The sequence below is a fragment of the Ruegeria sp. BG9 genome (assembly GCF_056538305.1).
Genome location: NZ_JBQFSY010000008.1, coordinates 265,520 through 288,571, shown reverse-complemented (window position 1 = coordinate 288,571; position 23,052 = coordinate 265,520). Strand labels below are relative to the sequence as shown.

Genomic DNA, 23,052 nt, shown 5'->3' with positions numbered 1-23,052 from the left:
GGTGTCCCATAGAAGGCATTACAATCAACAAAGCCTATTCTTCGGGCCTAGTGAAACTGTGTTTCCCCCGCCTCTAGCGATACTGTCGTACCTTTTTCACCGCGAACGGCTGCAGGAACATCGGCTAGGGCGCAAATGATCGCACGACCGCCCGAGGATCGCACAAAGTCTTGTGCCGCCTGAACCTTGGGGCCCATTGACCCGGCGGGGAAGTCGTACTCATCCAATGAATCCGGAGTGATCGATCTAATTCCTGTTTGTTCAGGCGTTCCCCAGTTCAGGAACACGGCTTCTGCATCTGTAGCGATGACAAAGAAATCTGCGCCAAGGTTCTGCGCCAGAAGGCACGAGGCGAAATCCTTGTCGATGACGGCTTCGACCCCGACCAGTTTCCTTTCAGCGCCTGCCTCGTACATCGTCGGGATGCCGCCTCCGCCAGCAGCGATCACGGTCGCGCCCTTTTCCAGGATCCAACGGATCGGTTCGACCTGAAAGATACGTTTCGGGCGCGGCGAGGGCACCACGCGCCGCCAGTACTCGCCATCCGGTTTCACCGTCCAGCCCTTGTCAGCCGCCTCTTTCTTGGCGTCCGCTTCGGAATAAACCTGCCCGATGAACTTGGTCGGGTTGTCGAAGGCCGGGTCGCTTGGGTCTACCTCGATCATGGTCAACAGGGTGGCGATATGATGCTCGAAAGGCAGAATGTTACCAAGCTCCTGCTCGATCATGTAGCCGATCATGCCCATCGTTTCGCCGACCAAAACGTCCAGCGGGTACTCCTCGACATCCGTATACATAATCTCTTGCAGGGCCAGCATCCCGACCTGCGGGCCATTGCCATGAGTGATGACGGTTTCGTGCGCTTCGCAGAGCGGGGCGAGGGCTTCGGCGGCAATCTTCGCGTTCTTGCGCTGATTGTCCGCTGTCATCGCCTCCCCCCGTTTGAGAAGCGCGTTGCCGCCAAGTGCTACAACAACGCGTCCCATGGTTCAGGCTCCCAATGTCGCGACGAGGATCGCCTTGATCGTGTGCATCCGGTTTTCTGCTTGTTCGAACGCAATGTTCATATCGCTTTCGAAAACCTCCTCGGTCACTTCCATCTCGGTGATGCCAAACTGTTCGTGAATGTCCTTGCCAACTTTGGTCTCCAGATTGTGGAAGGCTGGCAGACAGTGCATGAACTTGACGCTTGGGTTGCCCGTTTTCTTCATCAGATCCATGTTTACCTGATATGGGCTCAGCAGTTTGATGCGCTCTGCCCAGACCTCTTTTGGCTCACCCATCGACACCCAGACGTCGGTATGAATGAAATCCGCGCCTTCGACAGCAGACGTATCGTCGGTGATTGTCACACGTGCGCCCGTCTTTTCGGCCCGCTCCATCGCCAATTCGCGCACGTCTTCATGGGGCTGGGTTTCTTTTGGCGAGATCATTCGAACATCGCAGCCCATGATGGCGCCCAGCATCAGAAGCGAATTGCCCATGTTCGATCGGCAATCACCCGAATAGGCATAGACGATGTCTTTGCGGGGCTTGTCTGCATGCTCGATCATGGTCTGCATATCGGCCAGCATCTGGGTCGGATGCCAATCGTCCGTCAGGCCGTTATAGACCGGGACGCCGGCATAGTCTGACAATGTCTCGACCATGTCCTGACCCGCGCCGCGGAATTCAATCCCGTCGAACATACGTCCCAAAACACGGGCGGTGTCCTTCATCGACTCCTTGTGCCCGATCTGTGAGCCCGACGGATCGAGATAGGTGATGTTCGCGCCCTGATCGTATGCTGCCACTTCAAAGGCGCAGCGGGTGCGTGTCGAAGTTTTTTCGAAGATCAGACAGATGTTCTTGCCGGTCAGCGACGGCTGTTCGGCGCGGGCGTATTTCGCGCGCTTAAGGTCGCGGGCCAAATCCAGCAGATACAGCATTTCACGCTGGCTGAAATCGGCAATTTTCAGATAGCTACGGCCTTTGAGATTGAATGCCATTTTATCTCTCCCTAACAAAAATCAGAGGGCGCAGGGGGCTGCGCCCATGGTAAATTCAATAGGCGGGGTCGCGGTCGATCGGGCAGGTCATACAGTGGCCGCCACCACGGCCGCGCCCAAGTTCCTGACCCGAGATTTCGATCACCTCGACACCGGCTGCGCGCATCTTTCCGTTCGTGAACGTGTTGCGCGCATAGCCGACAACAACACCTGGCGAGAGGGCGACGACGTTGTTGCCGTCATCCCACTGTTCGCGCTCAGCCTGGAACTCGTTGCCACCTGTAGAAATCACCTCGAGCGAATTCAGCCCCAGGGCTTCCTTGTAGACGTCAAACAGGTGCCCTTTTTCCACGTGGATATCCAAATCCCCACGATCGCCCGGACGGATCGAGATACATGTGATCTGATCCGCCACTTCAGAAAATGCGGTGACCTTGTCATGGTCGAGGCATGTAAACACAGTATCCAGATGCATGGCCGCGCGGCTCTTGGGCATTGCACAGGCGACAACACGCTCGGCGCCGCCCTTGCTGAACAGCGCTTCTGCGACCTGTGCGACAGCCTGCCGGGTCGTACGCTCACCCATCCCGATGAAAACCGTTCCATTGCCAACTGGCTGAACATCTCCGCCCTCAACCGATGCGAGACCGAAATCGTCGTCGCTGTCGCCCCACCAGAACTCAAACTCGGCGTCTTTGAACATCTTATGGTGCCGGTACACAGTTCGCATGATCAAGGTTTCCGGCTTACGAGCAGGCCAGAACATTGGATTCGTGGTCACACCATCGAAAATCCAGCAGGAGGGGTCTCGCTGAAACTGGGCGTTAGGGATGGCCGGAAGAATGAAATCACCCAGCGACACAAGATCGCCGAACTGCTCATCAATCATGCCTTTGGGAAGGTCTGCGAAGACGATGCCGCCGAGCATATGCCGAGCAAGCAACTTAGCATCCATCTCGTCAAGCCAGGCGCGCATTTCAACGGAAAAGCCCAGACCAACCATGTTGGGCGTAATCAGCCGATCCAGAAGAAAAGCGCGCGCCGAGGGGTCTGATCTGATCGCGTCTGCCAAAAGGTCCTGAATGTCGTAAACCTCGACCCCGCGTTCCCGCATGAGCGAGCAGAATTCAGCGTGATCCTTACGAGCCTGTTCGACCCAGATGACATCATCGAAAAGAAGCTCTTCGCAATTTCGCGGTGTCAGTCGGTCATGCGCCAATGACGGGCGCGAGACGATCACCTTATTGAGCTTTCCGATCTCGGAATGAACGCCGAGCTTCATTGTAACTCTCCTTTCGAACTATCCGTTTTTTGAATGTCTTCAACGTCATAGGCCTGGCTCCAGCGAACCCAGACATGGATAGGCACGCCCATAAGCAGCAATACAGAGCCAACCAAAACGGTTTCCGCACCCGAACCGACGAAGGCCCACACGGAATAAATGAACCCAAGGGCGCCCAGAACAACGACCTTCGCCAATTCTGGGCCATGCAGGACTTGCCCACCTTTTAGCCGGATCATAATCTCGGCCACAGAGCAGATGGCATAGGGCAACAGGCTGGCGACAACGGCGAGCAAAATGACAAAGTTGAATGCGGCGACCAGCCCTTGCGCATAGTTCATGATGATCAGAACCGAAGCCAGCGCATTCGACAGGATTAACGCATTGGCAGGCGTTCCAAATTTGGATTTTTGGCCCAAGGCTGCAGGAAAGACGCGATCCAAGGCAGCACCGTAAGGGACCTGGCCACTGAGCAGTGTAAAGCCGTTCAAAGTGCCAAAGGTCGAAATCACCGCGCCCACAGCAACAAGGACGCCGCCAACGGGACCAAACATCACCTCACCGACGGCTGCCAGAGGTGCGGCGGAAACAGCGAGCAACTCGGCAGGAATGACGCCCATCGAAACGGCGGTTACCGAGATATAGACGCTTGCGGCGAAAATCACGCCGATCACGGTGGCGCGCGGGATAGTCTTTTCCGGCTCGATAACATCACCAGAGGGAACCGTCGCAGATTCAAGACCCAGGTAGGCCCAAAGCGTCAGAGCAGCCGCGGCAGAAATCGCCGTAAACGCCGTGGTGCCGCTTTGATTGACCGGAACATAGTTCTCGGTGTTGATCCAGAAGATACCCAATGTGCCAATCAATATCAGCGGAGCGAGCTTGAGCACGGTGGTCACGATCTGAACCAAACCAGCCCCTTCGACCCCTCGGATGTTGACCAAGGTGAGCGTCCAGATTGCAACCAACGCGGTCGATAGGCCGTACATTGGCACTTCGATGATAATTGGGAACAGGAAACCCAGATATCCCACCAACGCGACAGCAACAGCTGCGTTCCCGGTCCAAAGTGCGATCCAGTACCCCCAGGCAATAATGAAGCCTGCAAAGTCTCCGAATGCTTCTTGCGAATAAGCGTAGGGGCCACCGGGTTTCGAAACGACGCGTGACAGCCTTCCGAAAATGATCGCGAGAACGAGCGCCCCTGCCGAAGTCAGAATCCACCCACCAATTGCGATTGGCCCAAACGGTGCAAGTGACGCTGGTAGAAGGAACACTCCCGACCCGATCATGTTTCCAACAACCAAAGCGATACAGGCCGTCAGCCCTAGGGCACCCGATGTCGAAGTCGTCTCTGGAGCGGAGCGATCGGTCATTGCGACGGCTCAGTTCGATGTTGTGTCTGAAGTCTCGGTTGCCGGCCCGTCGATCCCCGGATCAGTTATGGCCCCAACGGTAAGTGCGGCGCAGATGATCACGGCTAGAATTACGAGCAGCGGGAAAACAAAGCGCAGCCACCGGTCATATGACACACGACCAATGGCTAGCCCTCCCATGACGACGGCAAATGTCGGGTTGAACAGGTTCACCCATCCGTTTGCTGACTGATACGCTGTAACCACCAGGTCACGACCGACGCCCGCAAAGTCTGCCAGTGGTGCCATGATCGGCATCGAAAGCGTGGCCAGCCCTGACGAGGACGGCACCAGGAATGACATCAAGATCTGAATGCCAAACATCGCGTTGATAAAAGCAAACTCGCTCAGCCCCGAGACAAACCCCTCGGCTCCGGCGAGGATTGTGTCGGTGATTTTGCCCGCGTCCATAATGACGACAACACCGCGCGCGACGCCAATGATCAGGGCAACGCCCAGCAAATCGCGCGCGCCATCAACGAAGGTTTCCACAAAGGTCCCTTCGTCCATTCTGGACCCTTCATCCGTTTTCCCGACCCACCAAACGATGATGGACATCACCAGGAAGAGACCGGACATCTCGGCCATCCACCACCCCAGCGCGACAACACCATAGATCATGATGGCGAAGGTAATCCCGAAAAGAACCAGAATGATCGAACGCGTCTTGGTCATCTCGGGGAACGTATCATCGCCTTCCGAACCCTTTAGGAAATGCGCCCGGTTTTCCTCGGCCTGATCGGCCACCACGGACAATGACGGGTCGGCTTTCACGCGTGATGCGTATCGCATGACGAATGCGATGCCCGCAGCAAGACAAAGGACAAGGATAATGAACCTAAGAACGATCCCGTTCGTGAACGGAATACCCGCACCTTGCGAGGCAACAACTGTCGCAAATGCGTTGAAGGTTGAGCCCAGGGTCCCAACGCCTGCGCCCAGCATGATCACCGCAACCCCGGTCAAGGAGTCGTACCCTGCCCGAATAAAAACCGGAATGATCAGAGCGTAGAACGCGAGGGATTCTTCGGCCATGCCATAGCTTGTCCCGCCAAAGGCAAAGGCGATCATCAGGATTGGGATCATCAGGATTTCCCGCCCTGCCAACCTGTGCAGCAACCAACCGATGCCGGCGTCGATAGCTCCTGTCTTGGTGACAACCATCAGGAAACCGCCGATGACTAAAACAAACAAAGCGACATCAATCGCCGCGCTGGATGAACTTCCCAGAAGACCAGGATCGTACATACCTGCAATCGGGGCAAGGATAACTGCCGTAAGTCCTTGGGGGTTCGGCTCGACTTCGTGGTAGGTGCCCGGGACAGGCGCTTCGCTGCCCAGAGCTTCGTTCATCTGACGGTCGTACTCACCGGCCGGAATAACCCACGTAAGGGCGGCCACGACGGCAATCAGTATGAACAGAATGGTAAAGGCGGTAGGAAATTTGAACTTGGACATATGAAACTCGCGCTGGGTGAAGCTGAGGAACTGGGCAGTCAAATATTTGAATATTTATGTCTCAACTTAGTACTAACGCGGTGACTTGTCACTTTCGTAAAACGTGAGGTTGTCGAACACATTGAACAATGTCTGCCATGGGCTCTGAGCGGTCATTCAGTGAAATCTGCTCAATGTCTACTTTAAGGACATTTCTGCCATTCACGAAAAAGCACCGCGGATTTGAGGCTTGGACGACTACGTTTAGGCCAGTGAGTAACTTCGCCGACAAGTCTGACTTGTTTTCAACAAACTACTCGCGCAACATCTATGAACGTCCGGAACCAATTGGGAGGTTGGCATGGCGGAGCTACGCGAAATTGGTAAGACAGGGATACGGGTTCCTCGCGTCGGGTTTGGATCGACAGGGTTGGGAAGTATTCCGGAAATCTATGGGTATGAAGTTGAGGAAGACCGCGCGATTGATACAATTCGGGTAATTCTTTCGCAGCCAAATGCGTTCCTGGACACATCCCGTTGCTATGCCATGGGGCGAAGTGAAGAGCGCATAGGTAAAGTCATTCGTGAGCTTGGCGGTTGGCCGGAAGGGCGGGTGCTTTCCACCAAAGTCGACCGGGATATGGAAACCGGTGCCTTTGATGCTTCTCAGGCACGTAGGTCATTCGAGGAAAGTCTTTCGGCCCTAAGCGTCGACAGCGTCGATATACTCCACGTCCATGATTTCGAATATGCAAACGATCTATCTGAGGTCAAAGGACCGGGTGGCGCGATTGAAGAGGTGTTCCGTATCAAGGAGGAAGGTCTGGCAAAGGCGGTCGGAATCGCAGCAGGACGTATCGACTTGATGATGCCAATTTTGGAGGGTTGGGATTTTGACGTGGTCCTGACACACAACCGGCATACGCTGGTAAACGACAACGCGGCACCTCTGATAGAACTCGCGAAATCACGAGGCGTTTCGATATTGAACGCAGCACCTTATTCCGGAGGTGCACTTGCCCGAGGAAGCGCGATCCATCGCTTTTATGTCTATCGTCCTGCAGATGATGAAGTACTTGCGCCAATACAATCTGTTGAAGAGGTATGCGGGCACTACGATGTTCCAGTCGGGGCGGTCGCGTTGCAATACTCTTTGAAAAACGACGACATCACTTCGACCGTTTGCGGGGTGACGTGGCCTCAGCATGTTCAACAGGCGATGGAATGGGCAGAGTGGTCCATCCCAGATGGTGTTTGGGAAGAACTAGCCCAGCTCGGGATATCTTCGGAGGACCCAGAGGCATAAAGTGAAATCCCAGAGGGGCAGTATAGCAAACAATGCGGAAGATCATTCGAGACTTGATAAGGTGCTTAGAACCGGTTTTCGAAAAGGAAACGGTGTCCTCAGTACCTGCTAGTCTCGGCAAGGCCAATAATCAAAGGGATCAATATGATTGCATTACTATTTGCGTTGTTCACATGCGCCCTCGGGCTCGCTTACTATAAACTCGTCCGCCTTTCATACGCACTCTTCGTAGTTACGCTTTTGGCGAGCGTTTATTGGCTTAAATTTCATGCAACAACGCCGCTTTCAATCCAACTGTGAGATCGTTCCATGTCACCTGAATTTGCCCGAAATATGAACGCGCTTGGTGCCCTGGCTGTCTGCCTCGTGTTGGTTCTTGCATTCTATTTTCAACTTGTTCTCTACGAATTACCCTGTCCGTTATGTCTATTGCAGCGTGTCGGTTTCGTGGCCGTGGGGTTTGGGCTCGGGCTAAATCTGTTATGGGGCACGCGTGCAAGGAACTACGGAATCGTCCTTGTGGCAGCAATATTCGGTATCAGCGTTTCGATCCGCCAAATCCTACTGCACATAGTGCCCGGCACCGGGCACTATGGGTCTCCGGTTCTTGGTCTGCATTTTTACACTTGGGCCGGCATAGCCTTCGGATTGATCATACTCGGGACCGCAGTGATGCTTGTCTTTGAAAAGCAATATGATCTAGCCGCGGACGTCAGGGCATCGGAACGGTTCGGTGGAAGCAAGTTGGCCAAAACGGCTTTCATGTTGATCTTAGTTTTGGCAGTTGCTAACGCAGGCTCAGCTCTACTGGAGTGTGGACCAGGTATTTGCGACGATCCGCCAACAGACTACAAATTTTTGGATAAGCTTGAGTAAGCAAGGGAAACTTAGGTCGAGGTGCGAGCTTGTGCGTAGTTTTTCTGGTATTTCGCCGCCCAAAATCAAAGAAGATATTCAGAGGCGGTCTCTCGCTTGATTTTGATTGCAAGCAGTTACCAACAAGGAAATTTAAAACTAGTAGTCAACTAAATGGTCACGGTTAAGGCAGGTGACCGCTTTGGCCTCAGAGTAGTACTTTGCAGCAATCCACGTGCGTCTCTGCTATAGTGTTTAACCTTGGTTCAATAACATCACACCTTGTGCTACGCCTCGCTTGATATCGAATTTAGTGTGGCATGTATGATGAGGCCTTTTCTCTATAACTAGAAATTTATCATAAACTTAACAGGATTTTGCAGGCTTAGTGATACTGCCTTCGTCTCCGCCACAACCTCGAATTCTGGCGCCTTTCGAATAGATTGCTACGCCAGCTCGGCTAGAGCCGTGTCGATCCGGGACAGCATCGGAGATTGGCCCGCAGTCTCAACGATGACGCGGGCTTTGCTCAGGTGTTGCACGGCCAATTGCTTTTTCTTGCGGGCTTTGTAGAGCAACCCAAGGATCATGTCGCAGCGGGCTATATAATGCCCCTTGTCGTCGAATTGGGGGTTGCTGCGCACCTCGTCCAGCATAGCAACCAGTTTCTTTTCGCCAAAGAACAGCACCCAAAGGATCGAGCGGCAATTCCGGAGAAAGACGCCGGCCGACGCTCCGCCCTCACCGGTCAGGATTGCAAGGTACATTTCGCATAGGAACAGACGCGCCCAATCGGCCGAGACTTTGGTGCCTTCGTCCGTGCGCTTTTGAACGGCTCGTTCGATCTGACGAAGCCCGTCTGCGATGCGTCCCTTCAGGGCATAGGCAACCCCCAGCATCGTTGCCGGGCCCATGGTGAACAGCGTCCAGCCGTGTTCGTTGCAATTGGCGATATGGGCCTCGATGATCTCGATTGCGCCGGGTGTTTCGGTGGGCACCATAGCTGATACGCGGGCGGCCTCGGCGATGGCGCGCTCGAACTCGACTTTTGAAGCCTTGTGCGCCTCTTCCGCGATGGCCAGCGCTTTTTCGTGGTCATCTGCAACCATGGCGATCAGGGCTTTCATCGCTGTGCCATAGCCCAAAGCCCTTGGGTCGTTGGTCTTTTTGCCCAGTGCTATCATCTTGTCTGCGGTGGCGTGCGCGCGGGCGACACGGCCGCGAGTCAGTTCGTTCCAACCGATGGTGGCGAGGTAGAAGTTCTGGATATAAGCGTCGTCGATCTTTTCCAGTTCGGCCTCGATCACGCGCGCTTTGGCTTCGAACTCTGCGTTTGAAATCGGCGAGAAATAGATCGACACAGAAAGTTCATTCACCATGGCATAGGCCCGTGAGGCCGGATCGCCAAGTCGCTCAGCCATGGCGGTCAGATCCTGTTGCACCCAGTGCGCCTCACGGTATTTGCCATTGCAGACAAGACAGGACACGTAGTGGTGCAGGAACAGCGCGTGATGAGAGCTGTCGCCCACCTGTTCAAGGATGGGGCGCACGGACCCGGCAAGGTCAATGATCGTTTTGACCCTGAGCGAGATGTTCGAACACAGCGCAAAGCTGGCCAGAAACGCGGCGAACTCGGGCTTTGAGGCGCAGTCTGGATCGCTTTCATAGAGGGCGTAGGCTGCCGTGTAGTAATTGTTGGCTTCGTCCAGCGAATAGACGCCCAGAGACTTGTCCCCGGCCATCGCCGTATACCGAAACGCCTTGTCGGTCTGGTCCGTCTGGCCGTAGTGGTAGGCCAACATTTCGGCCACTTCCTGCAGGCGGTTTGCGTTACGCAGAACCAGACACTCGGCTACTTCAAGATGCAGGCCTGCGCGGCGAGTGGCCACAAGGCTCTGATACACCGCATCGCGCAGTAGAACGTGCTTGAACACGTAGTCCGAGGAGTTTTCGTCGCGATACAACACGTCCTGAGCCTGAAGTCGCTGCAGAGCGTCACCGGTTTCAGCGGGGTCTTTGGCCAGTTGTGAGAGCAGACCCGGATCAAACCGTCGCCCAATGACGGCGGCGGCTTGCAGCAGGTCCCGATCCTCGGCTGACAGACGATCAACGCGGGCGGTCAGCAGGTTCAACATGCTGGCCGGCAGGTCGGCTTGCGCCATGTCGATATCCAGATGCGCCTCGGCCGCGTCGACCCGAAGGCTGCCTTGCTCCAACAAGTAGGTCAGGATTTCTTCGCCAAACAGCGGGTTACCACCGGCACGTTCGGCCAGTTGCCGGTCCAGTCCAGCGGGCAAAGTGGTCACGCCCAGCCGGTTGCGCGCCAGGTTGGCGAAATCCTCGGTCACCAGCGGTTTCAGCGCGATGGTCCGAACCTTGTCGTCATCGCGCCACGCAGGCGTGTATTCCGGGCGGTGCGTCTGGATCAGCAGCAGGTTGGTCAGGTCCGACCGGTTGACGATGCCCTGCAGCAACTCTTCCGAGGCGCTATCGATCCAGTGGCTGTCTTCGATGAACAGGATCACGGGCTGCTTGGCGCATCGCGCCTTCAGCAGTTCAGGCAGTAATTCTCGGGTGCGCAGGCCAATGAGAACGCCGTCAAGCCCGTCCAATGCGTCTGGAGGGGGCGTTAGACCCAGCAGGTTCATCAGCAGACCTAGGTTCTGTTGAGAAAAGCACTCCCAAGCCTTCAGGCCGGTCTCAATCTTGTAGGCGATGCGGGTCGGGTTGTCCTGATCCTTGATGCGGAAACCGGTTCGGACAATCTCAATGATCGGTAGGAAGGGAACCTGCTGCCGATCTGCAAAACAATAGCCTGTCAGGACATCAATCTGATCGCGGGGCAGGCGGTTGAGGAATTCGAACACAAGCCGGGTTTTGCCCAAGCCTGGTTCCGCCACCAGATCTACCACCGAAACGCCGTTGCGCGCCTGAGCCAGCGCATCGGCCAATTGGGTCAGCTCGCTGTCACGCCCCACATAGGTGCTGAGACCACGCGCGACCGAGGCATCAAATCGCGAGGCATCGGCCCGTACGGATTGTAGTTGCCACAGTTTCTGAGGGGCAGCGAGACCTTTGAGCTGATGTTCCCCATCAAAGCGCAGCTCAGTCACCCATTCGACAAGGCTTCGGGTCTTGTCGCAGATCAGCGTACCACCCGAGGGGGCCAAGTTTTCGATGCGCGAAGCCATGTTGACCGTGCTGCCCACCGCTGTTGCCGGGCCGTCTGCGCCCTGTACGGCAGCCATCAGAACGGTGCCGGAACTGATGCCGACCCGCATCTGAGGGCGCACACCAAAGCGGGCCTCGATCTTTTGGGCGGAAGCATGGAAAGCGTGATGAATGGCGTCGGCGGCGCGGCAGGCCCGTTCGGCCGGGTCCTCTAGCGCGTCAGGGATGCCGAACAGCGCCATGATGCTGTCCCCGGCAAAATCGCGGACCGTGCCGCCATGCTGAGATACAGCGCCCGACAGGGTGTCATAGACCAGGCGCACAAACTCCAACGCTTGTTCTTCGTCCAGTTTCGAGACGATCGACGTATAGCCAACCATATCCGCAAACAGGACCGAGACCTGACGCCGCTGCCCCAGATCGCCCTGTTGTTGTGTAGATATGACCCCGCCGTCCTGCATTACCACCGGAGTGATACAGCAGCAAAGCACGCGCCGCCAGCCGTTGCGGACATGTTGGTGTGATTGGCCTGTGAAATGTACGCGAAAATGTCACGCAGAGACGCGCGGATGCCCGCAGCCCTGTGACCGGGCTGCGGGCGTGGACTTACTTGAACACGTCCACCAGATCCGAGACGCTGACGCCTTCTTTGATCTCTTTCAGTCGGGCAAAGATCAAGGCGATGGTGATGCTGAGCCAACCATAGGCAATCGCGTTAAGCGCGGCCTCAAAAAAGACCCAGGGACCCAAAGATGCCGTTGGATCAGCAATTCCGGAGAACCCGAACGCGGCTGCAAAGGCAAATGTGACTACCATGACGACCAGCACAATACATAGACCCATCAGGATCAGCGCGCCGATGATGGGCCAACGGTAGTTCTTGGTCAGAGTCGCGCTGCGTCCCATCGCGCCGAACCCGGCCCTGTCGATCACAATGGCCGGTACGATGACGGAAAACACAGCGTAGATCCAGATACCCGGCACGACCAGAAAAACAAGGCCGATAAAATACAAGATCGTCGTTGCGATCGACAGAACTGCAATGGCGGGCAGGTTGACGACAGCCGCCGAGAAATAGCTGCCAATACGCGCCGCACGCCCCAATTTTGCGTCATAGGCGAACTGTATGATCACAGCCGTGGTGACGGCATATGCGAGCAATGTGATCAGAGCCGACACGATCACGCCAGAAAAGAAGGCGGTATTGTCGAAACTCGCGGTGCCAATATCGTCGAAAGACTGCGCCACCGTGTAATTGTTCACAATGACTTCGATCAGGGCCGGAATGAATCCCAGCAGAAGCACAAGGTGGAGCTTTTTGAAAAAGATCGAAAACGTCTCGCCGACAATGGCTCCGACGCCTAGGGGCATGTGAGCCTCGGGGTATTCGGGATTGGCCGTATCTGTCATTTTTTGTTCCAAACCATTCTAATGTTCTGTCTCTGATAGAGCCTTGAGAACGGGTTCATCCTCAAGACGAGTTTCGTTTTTCTGCTTCTCGCTTGGGTAAATCTGCAACAGGCGTGGTTAGCCCTGTTTGTCTGCCTCGGCGTGGAATTTATCGGCGCGTTTGTCGCCGAACAACTGGCGCTGTTCCAAGAAGGCGCGTTGTGCTTTGTAGAAGGCCTCGAGAAAGGCAAGCTGGTCTTCTGGTCGTACCGCATCGGCATAGTCGATCTTGCGCCGGACCTGCTCCACAATTGCGGCCATGGTTTCCTTTTTTCGCTTGTGCGCCTCGGGCCCGGTCGAGCGTGCTGCGCCGCGCAGAAACCCTTCGAGGGTCTGCAACTCGAACGCGCCGTAATGTTCAAGCTGATGGGTCAGGAACTGGAACCGGGGTTGGGTCGCGGTGGCAGGTTTGATCGCCTTGGACATATCCGGCAGCAGGATCGGTTTGGGCAGGTGGATCACATAGGTGCCTGCGATAATGTCCCCCAGCCGTTGGCTACGTTTGTTGAACACCGGTACCGCTACTACGCCCAGCACCCAGGCGAGCGAGATCAGCGACGGGATCAGAGCCTCGGCATTCAGGGTCAGAACCAGCGTGCCAGGCAGGAAAATCTCGGCCTCTTTCATCAGGTTGCGAACGACAAGCGATTGCTTTGTCAGCGCCTGACCATCGGCCGAGACAACCTTGATCTTCATCATACGCTTGCCGATTGTCTGGCCGTTCCACACCAGTTCGGACGCGGCGTAGTAGGGGATGCGGATGATGAAGAACAGCATCGCAGCAACGGCTATCAGCGCCTCAGGTGGGACAACTTCGATGGCCAGCAAAAGCAAGAAGAGGGCGATGGCACCTACCCCGGTGATCAGGATATCGGCGAATTGGGCGGCCATGCGCACGCCCACACCCGCGACCCGGAAGTAGAGCGGTACACCCTCGGGGGGCAGCAGACGGTCGAGCTTGGGTTGCGTCATGACCGCTTCCTTCCGCCCAAGCAGAACCACAGCAGCCACAGCGCGCCGATCCCCCAGCCGATCGCAATGCGTGTGGTGCGGTCCTGTACCAACTGCCTGCCGAAACCTTCCAGCAGGGCGGCGGCAACCAGCATCATGGCGGCGATAAGCGCCAGTTTCACCGCATCATGCCCGGCGGCCCGCAATGCCGCGCGGCGTGTGAGCTGGCCGGGGAACAGTACGGCGAGGCCCAGTTTCAAACCGCCCGCGCCCGCGATGCAGATCGCTGACAGCTCGGTCACGCCGTGGATCGACAGCCAGCCAAACAGGTCCCAGCCCAAGCCCCGATCAATGTGCAGCGCGTAAAACACGCCCAGAATCAGGCCGTTATAGAACAGCAAAAGAACCGTTGGCGCGCAGAGGAATGCCCCAAGCCCAAATACAAAGATCGCGATGCGTGTGTTGTGCGAGAACAGGTAAGTGGCAAAAGCCCCCAGCCCGGACCCGTCTTCCTCTCCGTAGATGGCCGAGCGCAGATAGTCCGTGCTGGCGTCCGGCCCGCGCCCTCCGGCCAGTTCGGTGGGCATGAAGACAAAGAACCATTCGGGATTGTCGAAGTAGAAGAAATACCCGGCGATAGCGCCAGCCGCCATGCACAGAAACCCCAGAAGGGTGACGCGCCAGGAGGACCGCATCGCTTGTGGCCCACCGCTGGTCATGAACTTGCGGATGATCCCGCCCAGCCGTTGTTGCGGGGCGTAGACACTCAGATAGGCGCGGCTTGTCAGCGCCTCGAGATATTCCAGCAGCCCACGGTCCAATGAGATTTCGCGCGCGATGGACAGAGATGTTGTGGCCTGCCGGTAGAGGTCGGCCAGATCGCGCGCCTCTTGAAAGCTCATACGGTGCAGGCCCTGACCTTCGGCCTTGTCGACCAGATCGGACAAACGTCGCCAGTCGCTTTCGCGTTCCTGCCGGAACCGGGCCGAGCGGATCAGGTCAGCGTCAGACATCAGATCATCTCTCGCGCTTTGATTTCCAGATAGGTCGAGATCAGCCGCGCCGAGATCTCGCCCGGTTCGGCGTCTATCACGGTCACACCGATCTGTTGCAGCCGTTCCAGCACAAGGCGGCGTTCGCGCAGAAGCTGCCCGGTCGAGACGGTCTCGGCCACGTCGTTCATGTCCTGCGGGGCTGTGTTGACCTGCGCCTCGAGGATCGGATCACGCAGGGTGACGAAAACGATCAGGTGCCGCTTGGCCAGCGCGTTGATGTTTTCGACCATCAACTCGGCCGAGGTGGTGTCGACGAAATCCGAAAACACGATGATCAGGCTGCGTTTCGGGGTGCGCCCGTTCAGCTCGGTCATGGCGAGGGTGTGGTTGGTCTCGACGCTTTCATATTGCAGTTCGGCCGTACGGCTGCGCAGTCGGGTGAACGCTGCGCGGCCCGGTTCGGGGGGCAGGAACATGCGCGGCTTGGCGTCATAGGCGTAAAGTCCGACCAGATCCCCCCCGATGGCTGCGGCCCAGGCGGTGGCAAGTGCCGCGGTGATGGCATGGTCGATCTTGGGCAGGCCCGCGATCTCCTCGCGCATCTGATAGCCGTTGTCCAAGGCGATGATGACATGGTGGTTGCGCTCGGCCCGGACCTCTTTGGCGACCAAAGACCGATGCCGGGCGGACCGCTTCCAATCGATTGAGTTCGCATCCATGCCGGGTACAAAATCCCTCAACTGGTGAAACTCTGTGCCCTCACCGATGGCGCTGTTTTCCTTTACGCCGAACAGGCGTGATTGGACCGTCGTCGAAATTTCACCCGATTGCACCCGGCGGATGTTGGGTAAGACCGCTATCTCAAGACCAAAGGCGATTTTCGCGACGAATTCGAACAGTTTGAAGCGGGAAGACAAGCTGAGCCATAGATGTGAGAGGCGCCATGTCCCCCGGCGAATGGCGCGAAACGGAATGCGAGCCTGACCGCTGGACAGGTCGAACCGGGCCGGTCCTTCGAGCCCTTCGGGCCAGTGTACCTGCCCGGTCATGCCCGAGGTTGCAGGACTGACGGTCAAGGCGATCTCATCCTGTTCGCCCACGAAGATATCACCCAGCGGCTCTACCGAGACTGAACGGCGGCGCGGCCAGGACAACAGCAGGTCACCTATGGCCAGCACGCACAGAACCACCCACGGCACCCCGGCCACGGTGCGGGTTGCGTCGCCCATGACAACGGCAACCAGCGACAGGCCAAGCGCCACGCAGGCCGCCACCAGCAATATGCGCGAGGGACGGATCAGCGGGGGGCCTCGATCTGGTTGAGGATGTTCTCCAACACTTGCTGGGGACCGCGCCCTTCGATCTCAGCGGCGGGGGACAGCACGATACGGTGTTGCAGCGCGTGGATGATCAGGGTTTTGACGTCATCAGGAATGGCAAAATCGCGCCCGTTCAAGGCTGCTGTCGCGCGGGTCGCCCCGGCGATGGCATCCGCGGCGCGGGTCGAGGCCCCAAAGGCGATATCAGCGCTTTCTCGTGTGGCGCGCACCAGACGCAGGATATAGGCGAGAATGTCGTCATCCAGCACGATCTCATCAATCAACTGCCGGGCCGCTGCCATCGTCGGAGCGTCCAGCAGAGGGCGCACCGTTTGCGTTGCGCCTATGGGATCCAGCGGCGCATTGGCATGCTGGCGTAGGATCGAAAGCTCGACGTCTTCGGGCGGGAAGCTGAGGTTTGCCTTGAACAGGAAGCGGTCCAGCTGCGCCTCCGGCAGCGGGTAAGTGCCTTGCTGTTCAATCGGGTTTTGGGTGGCAACAACTATGAACTCGGACCCCAGCGAATGATCGGTGCCGTCGATGGTCACCATGCGTTCGTTCATCGCCTGTAGAAGCGCGGCTTGGGTCTTGGGCGGCGCGCGGTTGATCTCATCCGCCAGCAGAATCTGGCTGAAGACCGGGCCTTTGGTCAGAACAAACTCGCTGGTCTGGAAATTGTAGATCGAAGTGCCCAGAACGTCGCCTGGCATCAGGTCAGGTGTGAACTGAATGCGCCCGAATTCTAGGTTCAGTGCCCCAGCAAAGCTGCGCGCCAGCAGCGTCTTGGCGGTGCCCGGAGGTCCCTCAAGCAGCACGTGGCCGCGCGCAAACAGCGCCGTCAGCAGCAGGTCAACCGCCTCTTCCTGGCCTTGCACAACTTTGCCGATCTCAGCCCTGAGGCTTTCGGCATGGGAAAACAATTCATCAAGCGTCATCGGCAAGTTGCTCCAGTATCAACTCAAATTGGTCCACATAGGGAATGGCATGTTCCGGCCCCAGATGCGGGGGGAGGGCGCGGATAGATGCGATCAGATCTTCCAGTTTCGCAGTCAGGTCCGGTTTTCGGGCGCGAATATAGTTGAGGTACGCGCCCTCGGGCGTGCCGCGCAGGGCGTGCGAGGCGCCAAAGACCGATGCCGCGCGGGCGCGCAGGCGGGTGTCGATGAAATCCGACAGCAGCGCACCGTCCTGATCGGTCATCCGCATCAGCCGCGCACGGACCCGATTGGCGGTGCGTTTGCCTGACCCGAGACCCAGCGACAGATCCGCAACCGGCCCGCTGCGCACCCCGCCGCGCCAGATCGCAAGGGCCAACAGAAGCCCCGCGCCGATCCAGAGCGTCAGGAAGGGCGGTTCGAACAGGCGTTTCAGATCGTCCCAGGTGCGTTCGCGCGCGACATGCTGTTGCGGGTCGGTCAGCCAGTTACGGTCGCTATAGTCGATGATGATCCGCTTCTCGCCCGCGATCTCGGGCAGCACCTGCGCCGCGATCCGGGCATTGTCGCCCGGAACCAGCCCATGGTTGTTCATCAAATCCGGGTCGGACAGAACATGGACGTTCTGCTGTTCACCGTCGCCGGGCAGCGGGCAAAGGCCCAGAACCATAGCGCCCCGACGGCCCACTAGCGGCTCGCAGCCTTGCCCGTCAAAGACCTGCGCCGCGTAGAGGCGGGCGGTCAGCGCATCGTCAGAGGCCACGTCAAAGTCAGTGAACGGAACTCGGGCCGAGCGGATTGTGCCGACATTCGAACCAACGATCCCATGCAGAACCGCCTCGATCCCTTCTTCGGGGGACAACAGAATAGGGTGCCCCAACCCCGTCAGCCTCAGGCCCGAGCGCCATTTAGGCAAGATCACAAGGCTGGGGGTGGACTGCGCCTTGTCGCGGATCACGTCCAGAGTCTGATCGAACTCATCCGGTTGCAGTAGCAGTTCGTCTTTGGTTTGCGCGCGCGCCCGATCTTTGCCCGGCTGAGTGTCATAGATGGGCTGGATCAACAGGCCGATAGTGCTGCGGTCCAGCGGCCAGCCTCCGGTAAAGGTTTGCGCCGTGTGGCCTTGATCGCGCAGCCACAGCTCTAGCCCGTCGAACCCAGTTGAGGAGTCGCGCAGCGCATATTGTCGACCGGCCATCACATAAAGGAATATGCCGATGCACAACGCGCCGATGATGCCAAAGATGATCCAGTCGACCCGGACCCGCTCGGTTGCTGCAATATTGGTCGTATCGCTCATGAACGGACCTCGCGCAGGATGGGGCGGATGCGCGCAAGCAGCGCATTGAAGTCGGGATCGCTGATGGAGCGATGGCCGAAATGCACCCGTTCACTTTCCAGCACCAGTGCGCGCAGATCCGGGATGTACCAGAGGCTCTGCGGCAGGCTGCGCAGCGCCTCGCGATGGGTCCAGCTGCGCTTGAAAAGAACCTCATTGGCCGTCAGGCAGCGGGTCAGGACCAGTTGCGCCAGCCCGACGACCGCCTGGTTGCGATCCTCCTGCCTCAGGATGGCGTCCAGATCGGGCAATTCCTCGTCTGTCTCGGGCGTGTCCACTGACGGCTTTCCGTCGCGCTTTGCGTTGCCCGCCCCCGACCGGAAAGAAACCGCCGTTCGACCCACGCTGAGGTACAGGATCCACGCCAACACGGCTAGAACCAGTGCCGAGACGATCCCCATCGTCCAGTTGGTATCAAGCGAGGCGGTTTGAGACTCTTCGTCAGGTGTGGGTGAGAATTTGGTGTCCAGCGGAGGTGCCGGTTGGGTGGGGTCAAAATACACTACATCCGTGTCGATCCCGCGATAGCGAACGGCCTTTAGATAGTCCTGCCCCGAGGGGCTAAGCTCGGCTGGGGAAAGCGCTTTCTCTTGCGCTGTCACCAGTGTGGGAGCGCAGAAAAGAAACGATAGAAATAAGGCCGTCAAAAAACGCATTGGGCTATCGTTAGTTCACTCTCGTCATGCACGCAATCGGCAGAATGCGCCTCGCGCATGGATTCACCACGGCGGGCACTCGACCGGTGTTTGTCGCGCCCATGTGGCGATTTCATGACAGGTTTTCAGAGCGAGGTCGGATGTATCTATTCGGGCTCTTCCGCATAGAGACCAAGCTCATGCCTGCGCTGGTGGAACCGCGCGACGCGATCGACGATCTCATCGCTGGAAACAGCGATCACGAATGACAAAAGCGTCTCAAGCAATGCAATGGTCGAGACTGACGAGGGGAAGAATTGCGGCGTGTCCGCAGACAGAACAAACCCGTGCTGCGCGTTCAGGATCACCGGGCTGGCCGGGCTGTCCGAGATGCCAACGACCGTCATACCCTGCTGTCGCGCCAGCTTGATCGCCTCGATCACTTCGGTCCGATAGGGGTGGCAGGTAATCGCAATGAGCACGTCCTGTTCATCCGCCCAGGCCAGATCGTCCACCGGGGTCGAGCCGGAACGGGGGATGGCGTGAAACTGCTTCATTCCGGTCGAGGCCAGATAGGTGAAGTTGCGGGCGTTCGAGTTGTTTACCCCGACGCCCAGCGTAAAGATCTGGCGGCAATTCCAGATATCTTCGGCGGCTGCCTGCAGTTGTTTGGCATCGATCCTGGCAAAGGTCTCTTCAATATTGCGGATCGCGGCGCCGATCATGTCGGCATAAAGCCCGCCTAGCTCACCGGACTTGCCGATATCCTGAAGCCACCGGGCGCGGTCAGGAAATGAGACCGATCCCTGCCGGATTGCCTGCCGGAACGGCGCGCGAAAATCCTCATAGCCTTCAAAGCCGACTTGCCGGGCCATACGGACAAAGGTGTTGGGTTTGACATTGGCGGCTTCGGCAATTTCACGCACGGTCGAGACACCGACATCTGTGGGGTTCTCCAACACATAGCGCGCGGCCTTTTGGGCCTCGGGTGTCAGGGCCTCCCATTCCTCGGCCAGACGGTCGAGAACGATTGATGATACATTTGTGTCATTCATTGTTGACCGTGGTACACTTGTGAAATTAGCCTGTCGAGCAGATTCGCACACCGGACGCACCAAGATGGTCGAAAACGCCGGTATGTGGCCCCCGAAACACCTCTGCCGACCTGCGGCGCATTTGAGGAGACTACTGGATGAGTTTGCCTGACACAATGAAGGCGATGGTTACCATGGGTCACGGCGGGTTGGAGCAGATGGTGCTGCATGAAAACTGGCCCCGCCCGGAGCCCGCTGCTGGTGAGGTGTTGATCAAGGTTGCCGCCTGCGGGCTGAACAACACGGATGTGAACACACGCTCGGGCTGGTACTCCAAGACCGTCACAGATGCGACCACGGGCGGTGCGTTTGAAGAGGTGGGCGAGGATGACCCGACCTGGGGCGGCGCTCCGATTACTTTTCCTCGTATTCAGGGTGCCGATATCTGCGGTGAAATCGTTGCCGTCGGTGCGGGCGTGGATGCTGCGCGGATTGGCCAAAGGGTGATCACCGATGGCTGGCTACGCGATCCGGATGATCCCAGCAACATGGATAAAACGGGCTACTACGGGTCCGAACGGGATGGCGGTTTTGCTGAATACGCAACGACGCTGGCCGTCAACGCGGTGCCGATCAAATCAGACCTGTCGGATGCCGAACTGGCGACCTTCTCCTGTTCCTATTCCACGGCCGAGGGCATGCTGACCCGGGCAAATGTCACGGACAAAGACACGGTTCTGGTGCCGGGAGCCTCTGGTGGTGTTGGTGGCGCACTTGTGCAGCTGGCCAAGCGGCGTGGTGCGCGGGTGATCGCGTTGGCGTCCGAGGCCAAACACGCCGATGTTGCCGCTCTGGGTCCAGACATGATCCTTCCGCGCGCGCCGGAAAACCTGCGTGCAGCGCTGGGCGATGAGAAGATCACTGTGGTGGCCGACGTGGTCGGTGGTCCCTACTGGGCGAAGTTGATCGACATTCTGGAGCGGGGCGGGCGTTATACCTGTTCAGGTGCCATCGCTGGCCCGATGGTCGAGTTTGACCTGCGCACGTTTTACCTGCGCGATCTGACCTTCACAGGCTCAACGGTGATTGATCCGCAAGTCATGCAGAACCTTGTGAAATACATTGAAACGGGTGAGATCAAACCGGCCTTGGCAGCCACCTATCCGCTTGAGGAGCTTCGGGAAGCGCAAGCTGCGTTCATTGCCAAGCAACACACCGGCAATATCGTGGTGATCCCATGACCTTGGATGATGTGCTGCAGGCCGCGTATTTGGTGCATCAAACGCACCCTGATCTGTCCGCCTTTGGCGCGTGGCCGTCTGACCTGTCGGCGGTAGAACTTGAGCCGAACCATATCCCTGCTGCGGATCAGGTGCGCGAGTTGACCCTTCCAGGAAGTGCTGTGACGCAGGCTTTGGTCGAGGCGATCAAGTCGACTGCGCATTTGGCCCAGTGGAAACACACCTACACGGTGGAGGAGGTCGGTGCCGAGTTCCTCAGCCGCTATGGCTACTACGAATTGTTCGGCCCGACCGGTCATTTTCATTCAACCCAGCTGCGCGGTTATGTCGGCTATTGGGGGCCGGGTCTGGCCTATGACTGGCACAGCCATCAGGCGGAGGAGCTTTACCTGACGCTGGCTGGGGGTGCTCTGTTCAAAGTCGATGGGGATGAGGCGTTTGTAGCCGAGGGTCAGACCCGCAGTCATGAAAGTTGGCAAAGCCACGCGATGACCACGACGGATCAGCCGATCCTGACCTTTGTGCTTTGGCGCGGCGAAGGGATGGGCGATCTGCCCAGAATGGACGCAGCATGAAGATTACCCGGATCCGCGTGTTTCAGACCGGGCTGCCCTATGTTGGCGGCGCCTATGTCTGGGGGGCGGGGAATGCGATCGAGACGGCCACGGCCTCGGTCGTGGTCATCGACACGGATGCAGGCTTGCAAGGCTGTGGTGAGTTCACGCCCTGCGGCGAGAACTACATGGTCGCGCATTCCGAAGGCGTTGTCGCGCTGGCACGACTGGTTGCGCCGCACTTGCTGGGAGAAGATCCGCGTCAGGTTGGCCGGATCGAGCAGTTGATGGACCATCTGGTGCAGGGGCATGGCTACGCGAAGGCTCCGTTCGATGCGGCGTGCTGGGATATCCTCGGGCAGGCCTGCGATCAGCCAGTCTGGATGCTACTGGGTGGAAAGCTGACGGATGGCGCACCCATGTACCGGGTCGCGCCGCAAAAGGCGGTAGATGAGACCGTGGCCGAGATGAATGCCTATCGCGATCAAGGCTACCGGCAGTTTCAGATCAAGGTTGGTGGTGACTGGGCCACCGATATTGACCGTATCCGCAGCACGGTTCCCTTGCTGCAGCCGGGCGAAAAGGCGATGGCGGATGCCAATCAGGGTTGGCGGGTCGACAATGCGATCCGGGTGGCGAGGGCCACGCGAGATCTGGATTTCATCCTCGAACAGCCCTGCCGCACCTATGAGGAATGCCAGCAGGTCCGCCGTGTCGCAGAACAGCCGATAAAGCTGGACGAATGCGTGACTGGTATCCAAATGGCACAACGCATTGTCGCCGATCGAGGGGCCGAGATCTGCTGTCTGAAAATCTCGAACCTCGGTGGGCTCAGCAAGGCGCGGCGGGTGCGGGACTATCTGGTCGAAAACCGCATTCCTGTGGTCAGTGAAGACACCTGGGGAGGTGAGATCACAAGCGCGGTTGTGGCGCATTTTGCGGCTTCGACTCCGCCCGAGTATCTTCAGAACACCACTGACCTGATGAACTACAACACCCGGTCGACCGGAATTGGCGGCCCGGAGTCGCGGAATGGCAAGCTTTATGCCTCGGATACGCCTGGGTTGGGGGTCGTGCCGGATTTCGAAAGCCTCGGCGCACCGGTAGAGGAGTTCTGCCTTTGAGAGACCAAGCCAAAGCAACCCA

The 23,052-nt window shown here is 57.9% G+C and carries 20 protein-coding genes; 6 read left to right on the top strand and 14 right to left on the bottom strand.

The window, feature by feature from the left end; translation table 11 throughout:
- Positions 1–47: 47 nt before the first annotated feature.
- From arcC to ACR0I8_RS15675, 5 genes are read right to left on the bottom strand one after another with little or no spacing between them, the layout of a single operon-like run.
- Positions 48–986 (bottom strand): carbamate kinase, encoded by a 939-nt coding sequence (gene arcC / locus ACR0I8_RS15695; RefSeq protein ID WP_170555729.1) that lies wholly within the window; start codon positions 984–986, stop codon positions 48–50.
- Positions 987–989: 3 nt separating this feature from the next.
- Positions 990–1,988 carry an ornithine carbamoyltransferase gene (argF, locus tag ACR0I8_RS15690; protein ID WP_170691664.1) on the bottom strand — a complete coding sequence of 333 codons (999 nt, stop codon included), beginning with the start codon at positions 1,986–1,988 and terminating at the stop codon, positions 990–992.
- Positions 1,989–2,043: 55 nt separating this feature from the next.
- Entirely contained in the window at positions 2,044–3,270 is a 1,227-nt protein-coding gene (locus ACR0I8_RS15685; RefSeq protein ID WP_170555730.1) for an arginine deiminase, read from the bottom strand.
- Positions 3,267–4,646, bottom strand: a complete 1,380-nt coding sequence (locus ACR0I8_RS15680; RefSeq protein ID WP_170691662.1) for an amino acid permease — start codon at positions 4,644–4,646, stop codon at positions 3,267–3,269. Before ACR0I8_RS15680 ends, ACR0I8_RS15685 begins: the two co-directional genes overlap by 4 nt.
- Before the next feature lie 9 nt (positions 4,647–4,655).
- On the bottom strand, positions 4,656–6,143 hold the full coding sequence (locus tag ACR0I8_RS15675; protein ID WP_170691660.1) for a YfcC family protein: 1,488 nt from the start codon (positions 6,141–6,143) through the stop codon (positions 4,656–4,658).
- Between the two features lie 340 nt (positions 6,144–6,483).
- Between ACR0I8_RS15675 and ACR0I8_RS15670 the strand changes: the two genes are divergently transcribed.
- The 3 genes from ACR0I8_RS15670 (at position 6,484) to ACR0I8_RS15660 (ending at position 8,304) form a co-directional block, all read left to right on the top strand.
- On the top strand, positions 6,484–7,428 hold the full coding sequence (locus ACR0I8_RS15670) for an aldo/keto reductase (RefSeq protein WP_170691658.1): 945 nt from the start codon (positions 6,484–6,486) through the stop codon (positions 7,426–7,428).
- A gap of 144 nt (positions 7,429–7,572) precedes the next feature.
- Entirely contained in the window at positions 7,573–7,728 is a 156-nt protein-coding gene (locus tag ACR0I8_RS15665) for a DUF5993 family protein (RefSeq protein WP_425084400.1), read from the top strand.
- Positions 7,729–7,737: 9 nt separating this feature from the next.
- Positions 7,738–8,304, top strand: coding sequence for a disulfide bond formation protein B (locus ACR0I8_RS15660; protein ID WP_170379215.1), 567 nt, complete (start codon positions 7,738–7,740; stop codon positions 8,302–8,304).
- A gap of 425 nt (positions 8,305–8,729) precedes the next feature.
- Here the strand turns inward: ACR0I8_RS15660 and ACR0I8_RS15655 are convergent, their stop codons facing one another.
- The 9 genes from ACR0I8_RS15655 to ACR0I8_RS15615 all read right to left on the bottom strand — a co-directional run bounded on the left by ACR0I8_RS15655 (position 8,730) and on the right by ACR0I8_RS15615 (position 20,132).
- Positions 8,730–11,915 carry an adenylate/guanylate cyclase domain-containing protein gene (locus ACR0I8_RS15655; RefSeq protein ID WP_170691656.1) on the bottom strand — a complete coding sequence of 1,062 codons (3,186 nt, stop codon included), beginning with the start codon at positions 11,913–11,915 and terminating at the stop codon, positions 8,730–8,732.
- A 145-nt stretch (positions 11,916–12,060) separates the two neighbouring features.
- A complete protein-coding gene (locus tag ACR0I8_RS15650) occupies positions 12,061–12,864 on the bottom strand; it encodes a hypothetical protein (RefSeq protein WP_170691655.1) in 804 nt (267 codons plus the stop codon).
- A gap of 117 nt (positions 12,865–12,981) precedes the next feature.
- The gene (locus ACR0I8_RS15645) at positions 12,982–13,875 is read right to left on the bottom strand and encodes an RDD family protein (protein WP_170691653.1); all 894 of its coding nucleotides are present in this window, start codon (positions 13,873–13,875) and stop codon (positions 12,982–12,984) included.
- Entirely contained in the window at positions 13,872–14,867 is a 996-nt protein-coding gene (locus ACR0I8_RS15640; RefSeq protein WP_170691651.1) for a stage II sporulation protein M, read from the bottom strand. The genes ACR0I8_RS15645 and ACR0I8_RS15640 overlap by 4 nt, the downstream gene beginning before the upstream one ends.
- Positions 14,867–16,111: a DUF58 domain-containing protein gene (locus ACR0I8_RS15635; RefSeq protein WP_480703362.1), complete on the bottom strand. Its 1,245-nt coding sequence runs from the start codon at positions 16,109–16,111 to the stop codon at positions 14,867–14,869. Before ACR0I8_RS15635 ends, ACR0I8_RS15640 begins: the two co-directional genes overlap by 1 nt.
- A gap of 35 nt (positions 16,112–16,146) precedes the next feature.
- Positions 16,147–17,103: an AAA family ATPase gene (locus tag ACR0I8_RS15630; RefSeq protein WP_170379206.1), complete on the bottom strand. Its 957-nt coding sequence runs from the start codon at positions 17,101–17,103 to the stop codon at positions 16,147–16,149.
- Positions 17,093–18,403: a hypothetical protein gene (locus tag ACR0I8_RS15625; RefSeq protein ID WP_170691649.1), complete on the bottom strand. Its 1,311-nt coding sequence runs from the start codon at positions 18,401–18,403 to the stop codon at positions 17,093–17,095. The genes ACR0I8_RS15630 and ACR0I8_RS15625 overlap by 11 nt, the downstream gene beginning before the upstream one ends.
- Complete coding sequence (locus ACR0I8_RS15620) at positions 18,400–19,098, bottom strand: DUF4129 domain-containing protein (RefSeq protein ID WP_170691647.1); 699 nt, start codon at positions 19,096–19,098, stop codon at positions 18,400–18,402. The genes ACR0I8_RS15625 and ACR0I8_RS15620 overlap by 4 nt, the downstream gene beginning before the upstream one ends.
- Positions 19,099–19,244: 146 nt before the next feature.
- A complete protein-coding gene (locus ACR0I8_RS15615; RefSeq protein ID WP_170379200.1) occupies positions 19,245–20,132 on the bottom strand; it encodes a MurR/RpiR family transcriptional regulator in 888 nt (295 codons plus the stop codon).
- Positions 20,133–20,269: 137 nt separating this feature from the next.
- Between ACR0I8_RS15615 and ACR0I8_RS15610 the strand changes: the two genes are divergently transcribed.
- From ACR0I8_RS15610 to ACR0I8_RS15600, 3 genes are read left to right on the top strand one after another with little or no spacing between them, the layout of a single operon-like run.
- Positions 20,270–21,352 (top strand): alcohol dehydrogenase family protein, encoded by a 1,083-nt coding sequence (locus tag ACR0I8_RS15610; protein ID WP_480703360.1) that lies wholly within the window; start codon positions 20,270–20,272, stop codon positions 21,350–21,352.
- Entirely contained in the window at positions 21,349–21,927 is a 579-nt protein-coding gene (locus ACR0I8_RS15605; protein ID WP_170691646.1) for a dimethylsulfonioproprionate lyase family protein, read from the top strand. Before ACR0I8_RS15610 ends, ACR0I8_RS15605 begins: the two co-directional genes overlap by 4 nt.
- Positions 21,924–23,030 carry an enolase C-terminal domain-like protein gene (locus ACR0I8_RS15600; RefSeq protein WP_170691644.1) on the top strand — a complete coding sequence of 369 codons (1,107 nt, stop codon included), beginning with the start codon at positions 21,924–21,926 and terminating at the stop codon, positions 23,028–23,030. Before ACR0I8_RS15605 ends, ACR0I8_RS15600 begins: the two co-directional genes overlap by 4 nt.
- The last annotated feature ends 22 nt before the right edge of the window (positions 23,031–23,052 follow it).

Bases quoted from the DNA above. Each gene is read 5' to 3' on its own strand.
- ACR0I8_RS15620 (WP_170691647.1), bottom strand. From the start codon at position 19,098: ATGCGTTTTTTGACGGCCTTATTTCTATCGTTTCTTTTCTGCGCTCCC.
- ACR0I8_RS15640 (WP_170691651.1), bottom strand. From the start codon at position 14,867: ATGTCTGACGCTGACCTGATCCGCTCGGCCCGGTTCCGGCAGGAACGC.
- ACR0I8_RS15600 (WP_170691644.1), top strand. From the start codon at position 21,924: ATGAAGATTACCCGGATCCGCGTGTTTCAGACCGGGCTGCCCTATGTT.
- ACR0I8_RS15610 (WP_480703360.1), top strand. From the start codon at position 20,270: ATGAGTTTGCCTGACACAATGAAGGCGATGGTTACCATGGGTCACGGC.
- ACR0I8_RS15655 (WP_170691656.1), bottom strand. From the start codon at position 11,915: ATGCAGGACGGCGGGGTCATATCTACACAACAACAGGGCGATCTGGGG.
- ACR0I8_RS15630 (WP_170379206.1), bottom strand. From the start codon at position 17,103: ATGACGCTTGATGAATTGTTTTCCCATGCCGAAAGCCTCAGGGCTGAG.
- ACR0I8_RS15665 (WP_425084400.1), top strand. From the start codon at position 7,573: ATGATTGCATTACTATTTGCGTTGTTCACATGCGCCCTCGGGCTCGCT.
- ACR0I8_RS15680 (WP_170691662.1), bottom strand. From the start codon at position 4,646: ATGACCGATCGCTCCGCTCCAGAGACGACTTCGACATCGGGTGCCCTA.
- ACR0I8_RS15625 (WP_170691649.1), bottom strand. From the start codon at position 18,403: ATGAGCGATACGACCAATATTGCAGCAACCGAGCGGGTCCGGGTCGAC.
- ACR0I8_RS15660 (WP_170379215.1), top strand. From the start codon at position 7,738: ATGTCACCTGAATTTGCCCGAAATATGAACGCGCTTGGTGCCCTGGCT.
- ACR0I8_RS15675 (WP_170691660.1), bottom strand. From the start codon at position 6,143: ATGTCCAAGTTCAAATTTCCTACCGCCTTTACCATTCTGTTCATACTG.
- ACR0I8_RS15615 (WP_170379200.1), bottom strand. From the start codon at position 20,132: ATGAATGACACAAATGTATCATCAATCGTTCTCGACCGTCTGGCCGAG.
- ACR0I8_RS15650 (WP_170691655.1), bottom strand. From the start codon at position 12,864: ATGACAGATACGGCCAATCCCGAATACCCCGAGGCTCACATGCCCCTA.
- ACR0I8_RS15670 (WP_170691658.1), top strand. From the start codon at position 6,484: ATGGCGGAGCTACGCGAAATTGGTAAGACAGGGATACGGGTTCCTCGC.
- arcC (WP_170555729.1), bottom strand. From the start codon at position 986: ATGGGACGCGTTGTTGTAGCACTTGGCGGCAACGCGCTTCTCAAACGG.
- ACR0I8_RS15645 (WP_170691653.1), bottom strand. From the start codon at position 13,875: ATGACGCAACCCAAGCTCGACCGTCTGCTGCCCCCCGAGGGTGTACCG.
- ACR0I8_RS15685 (WP_170555730.1), bottom strand. From the start codon at position 3,270: ATGAAGCTCGGCGTTCATTCCGAGATCGGAAAGCTCAATAAGGTGATC.
- ACR0I8_RS15605 (WP_170691646.1), top strand. From the start codon at position 21,349: ATGACCTTGGATGATGTGCTGCAGGCCGCGTATTTGGTGCATCAAACG.
- argF (WP_170691664.1), bottom strand. From the start codon at position 1,988: ATGGCATTCAATCTCAAAGGCCGTAGCTATCTGAAAATTGCCGATTTC.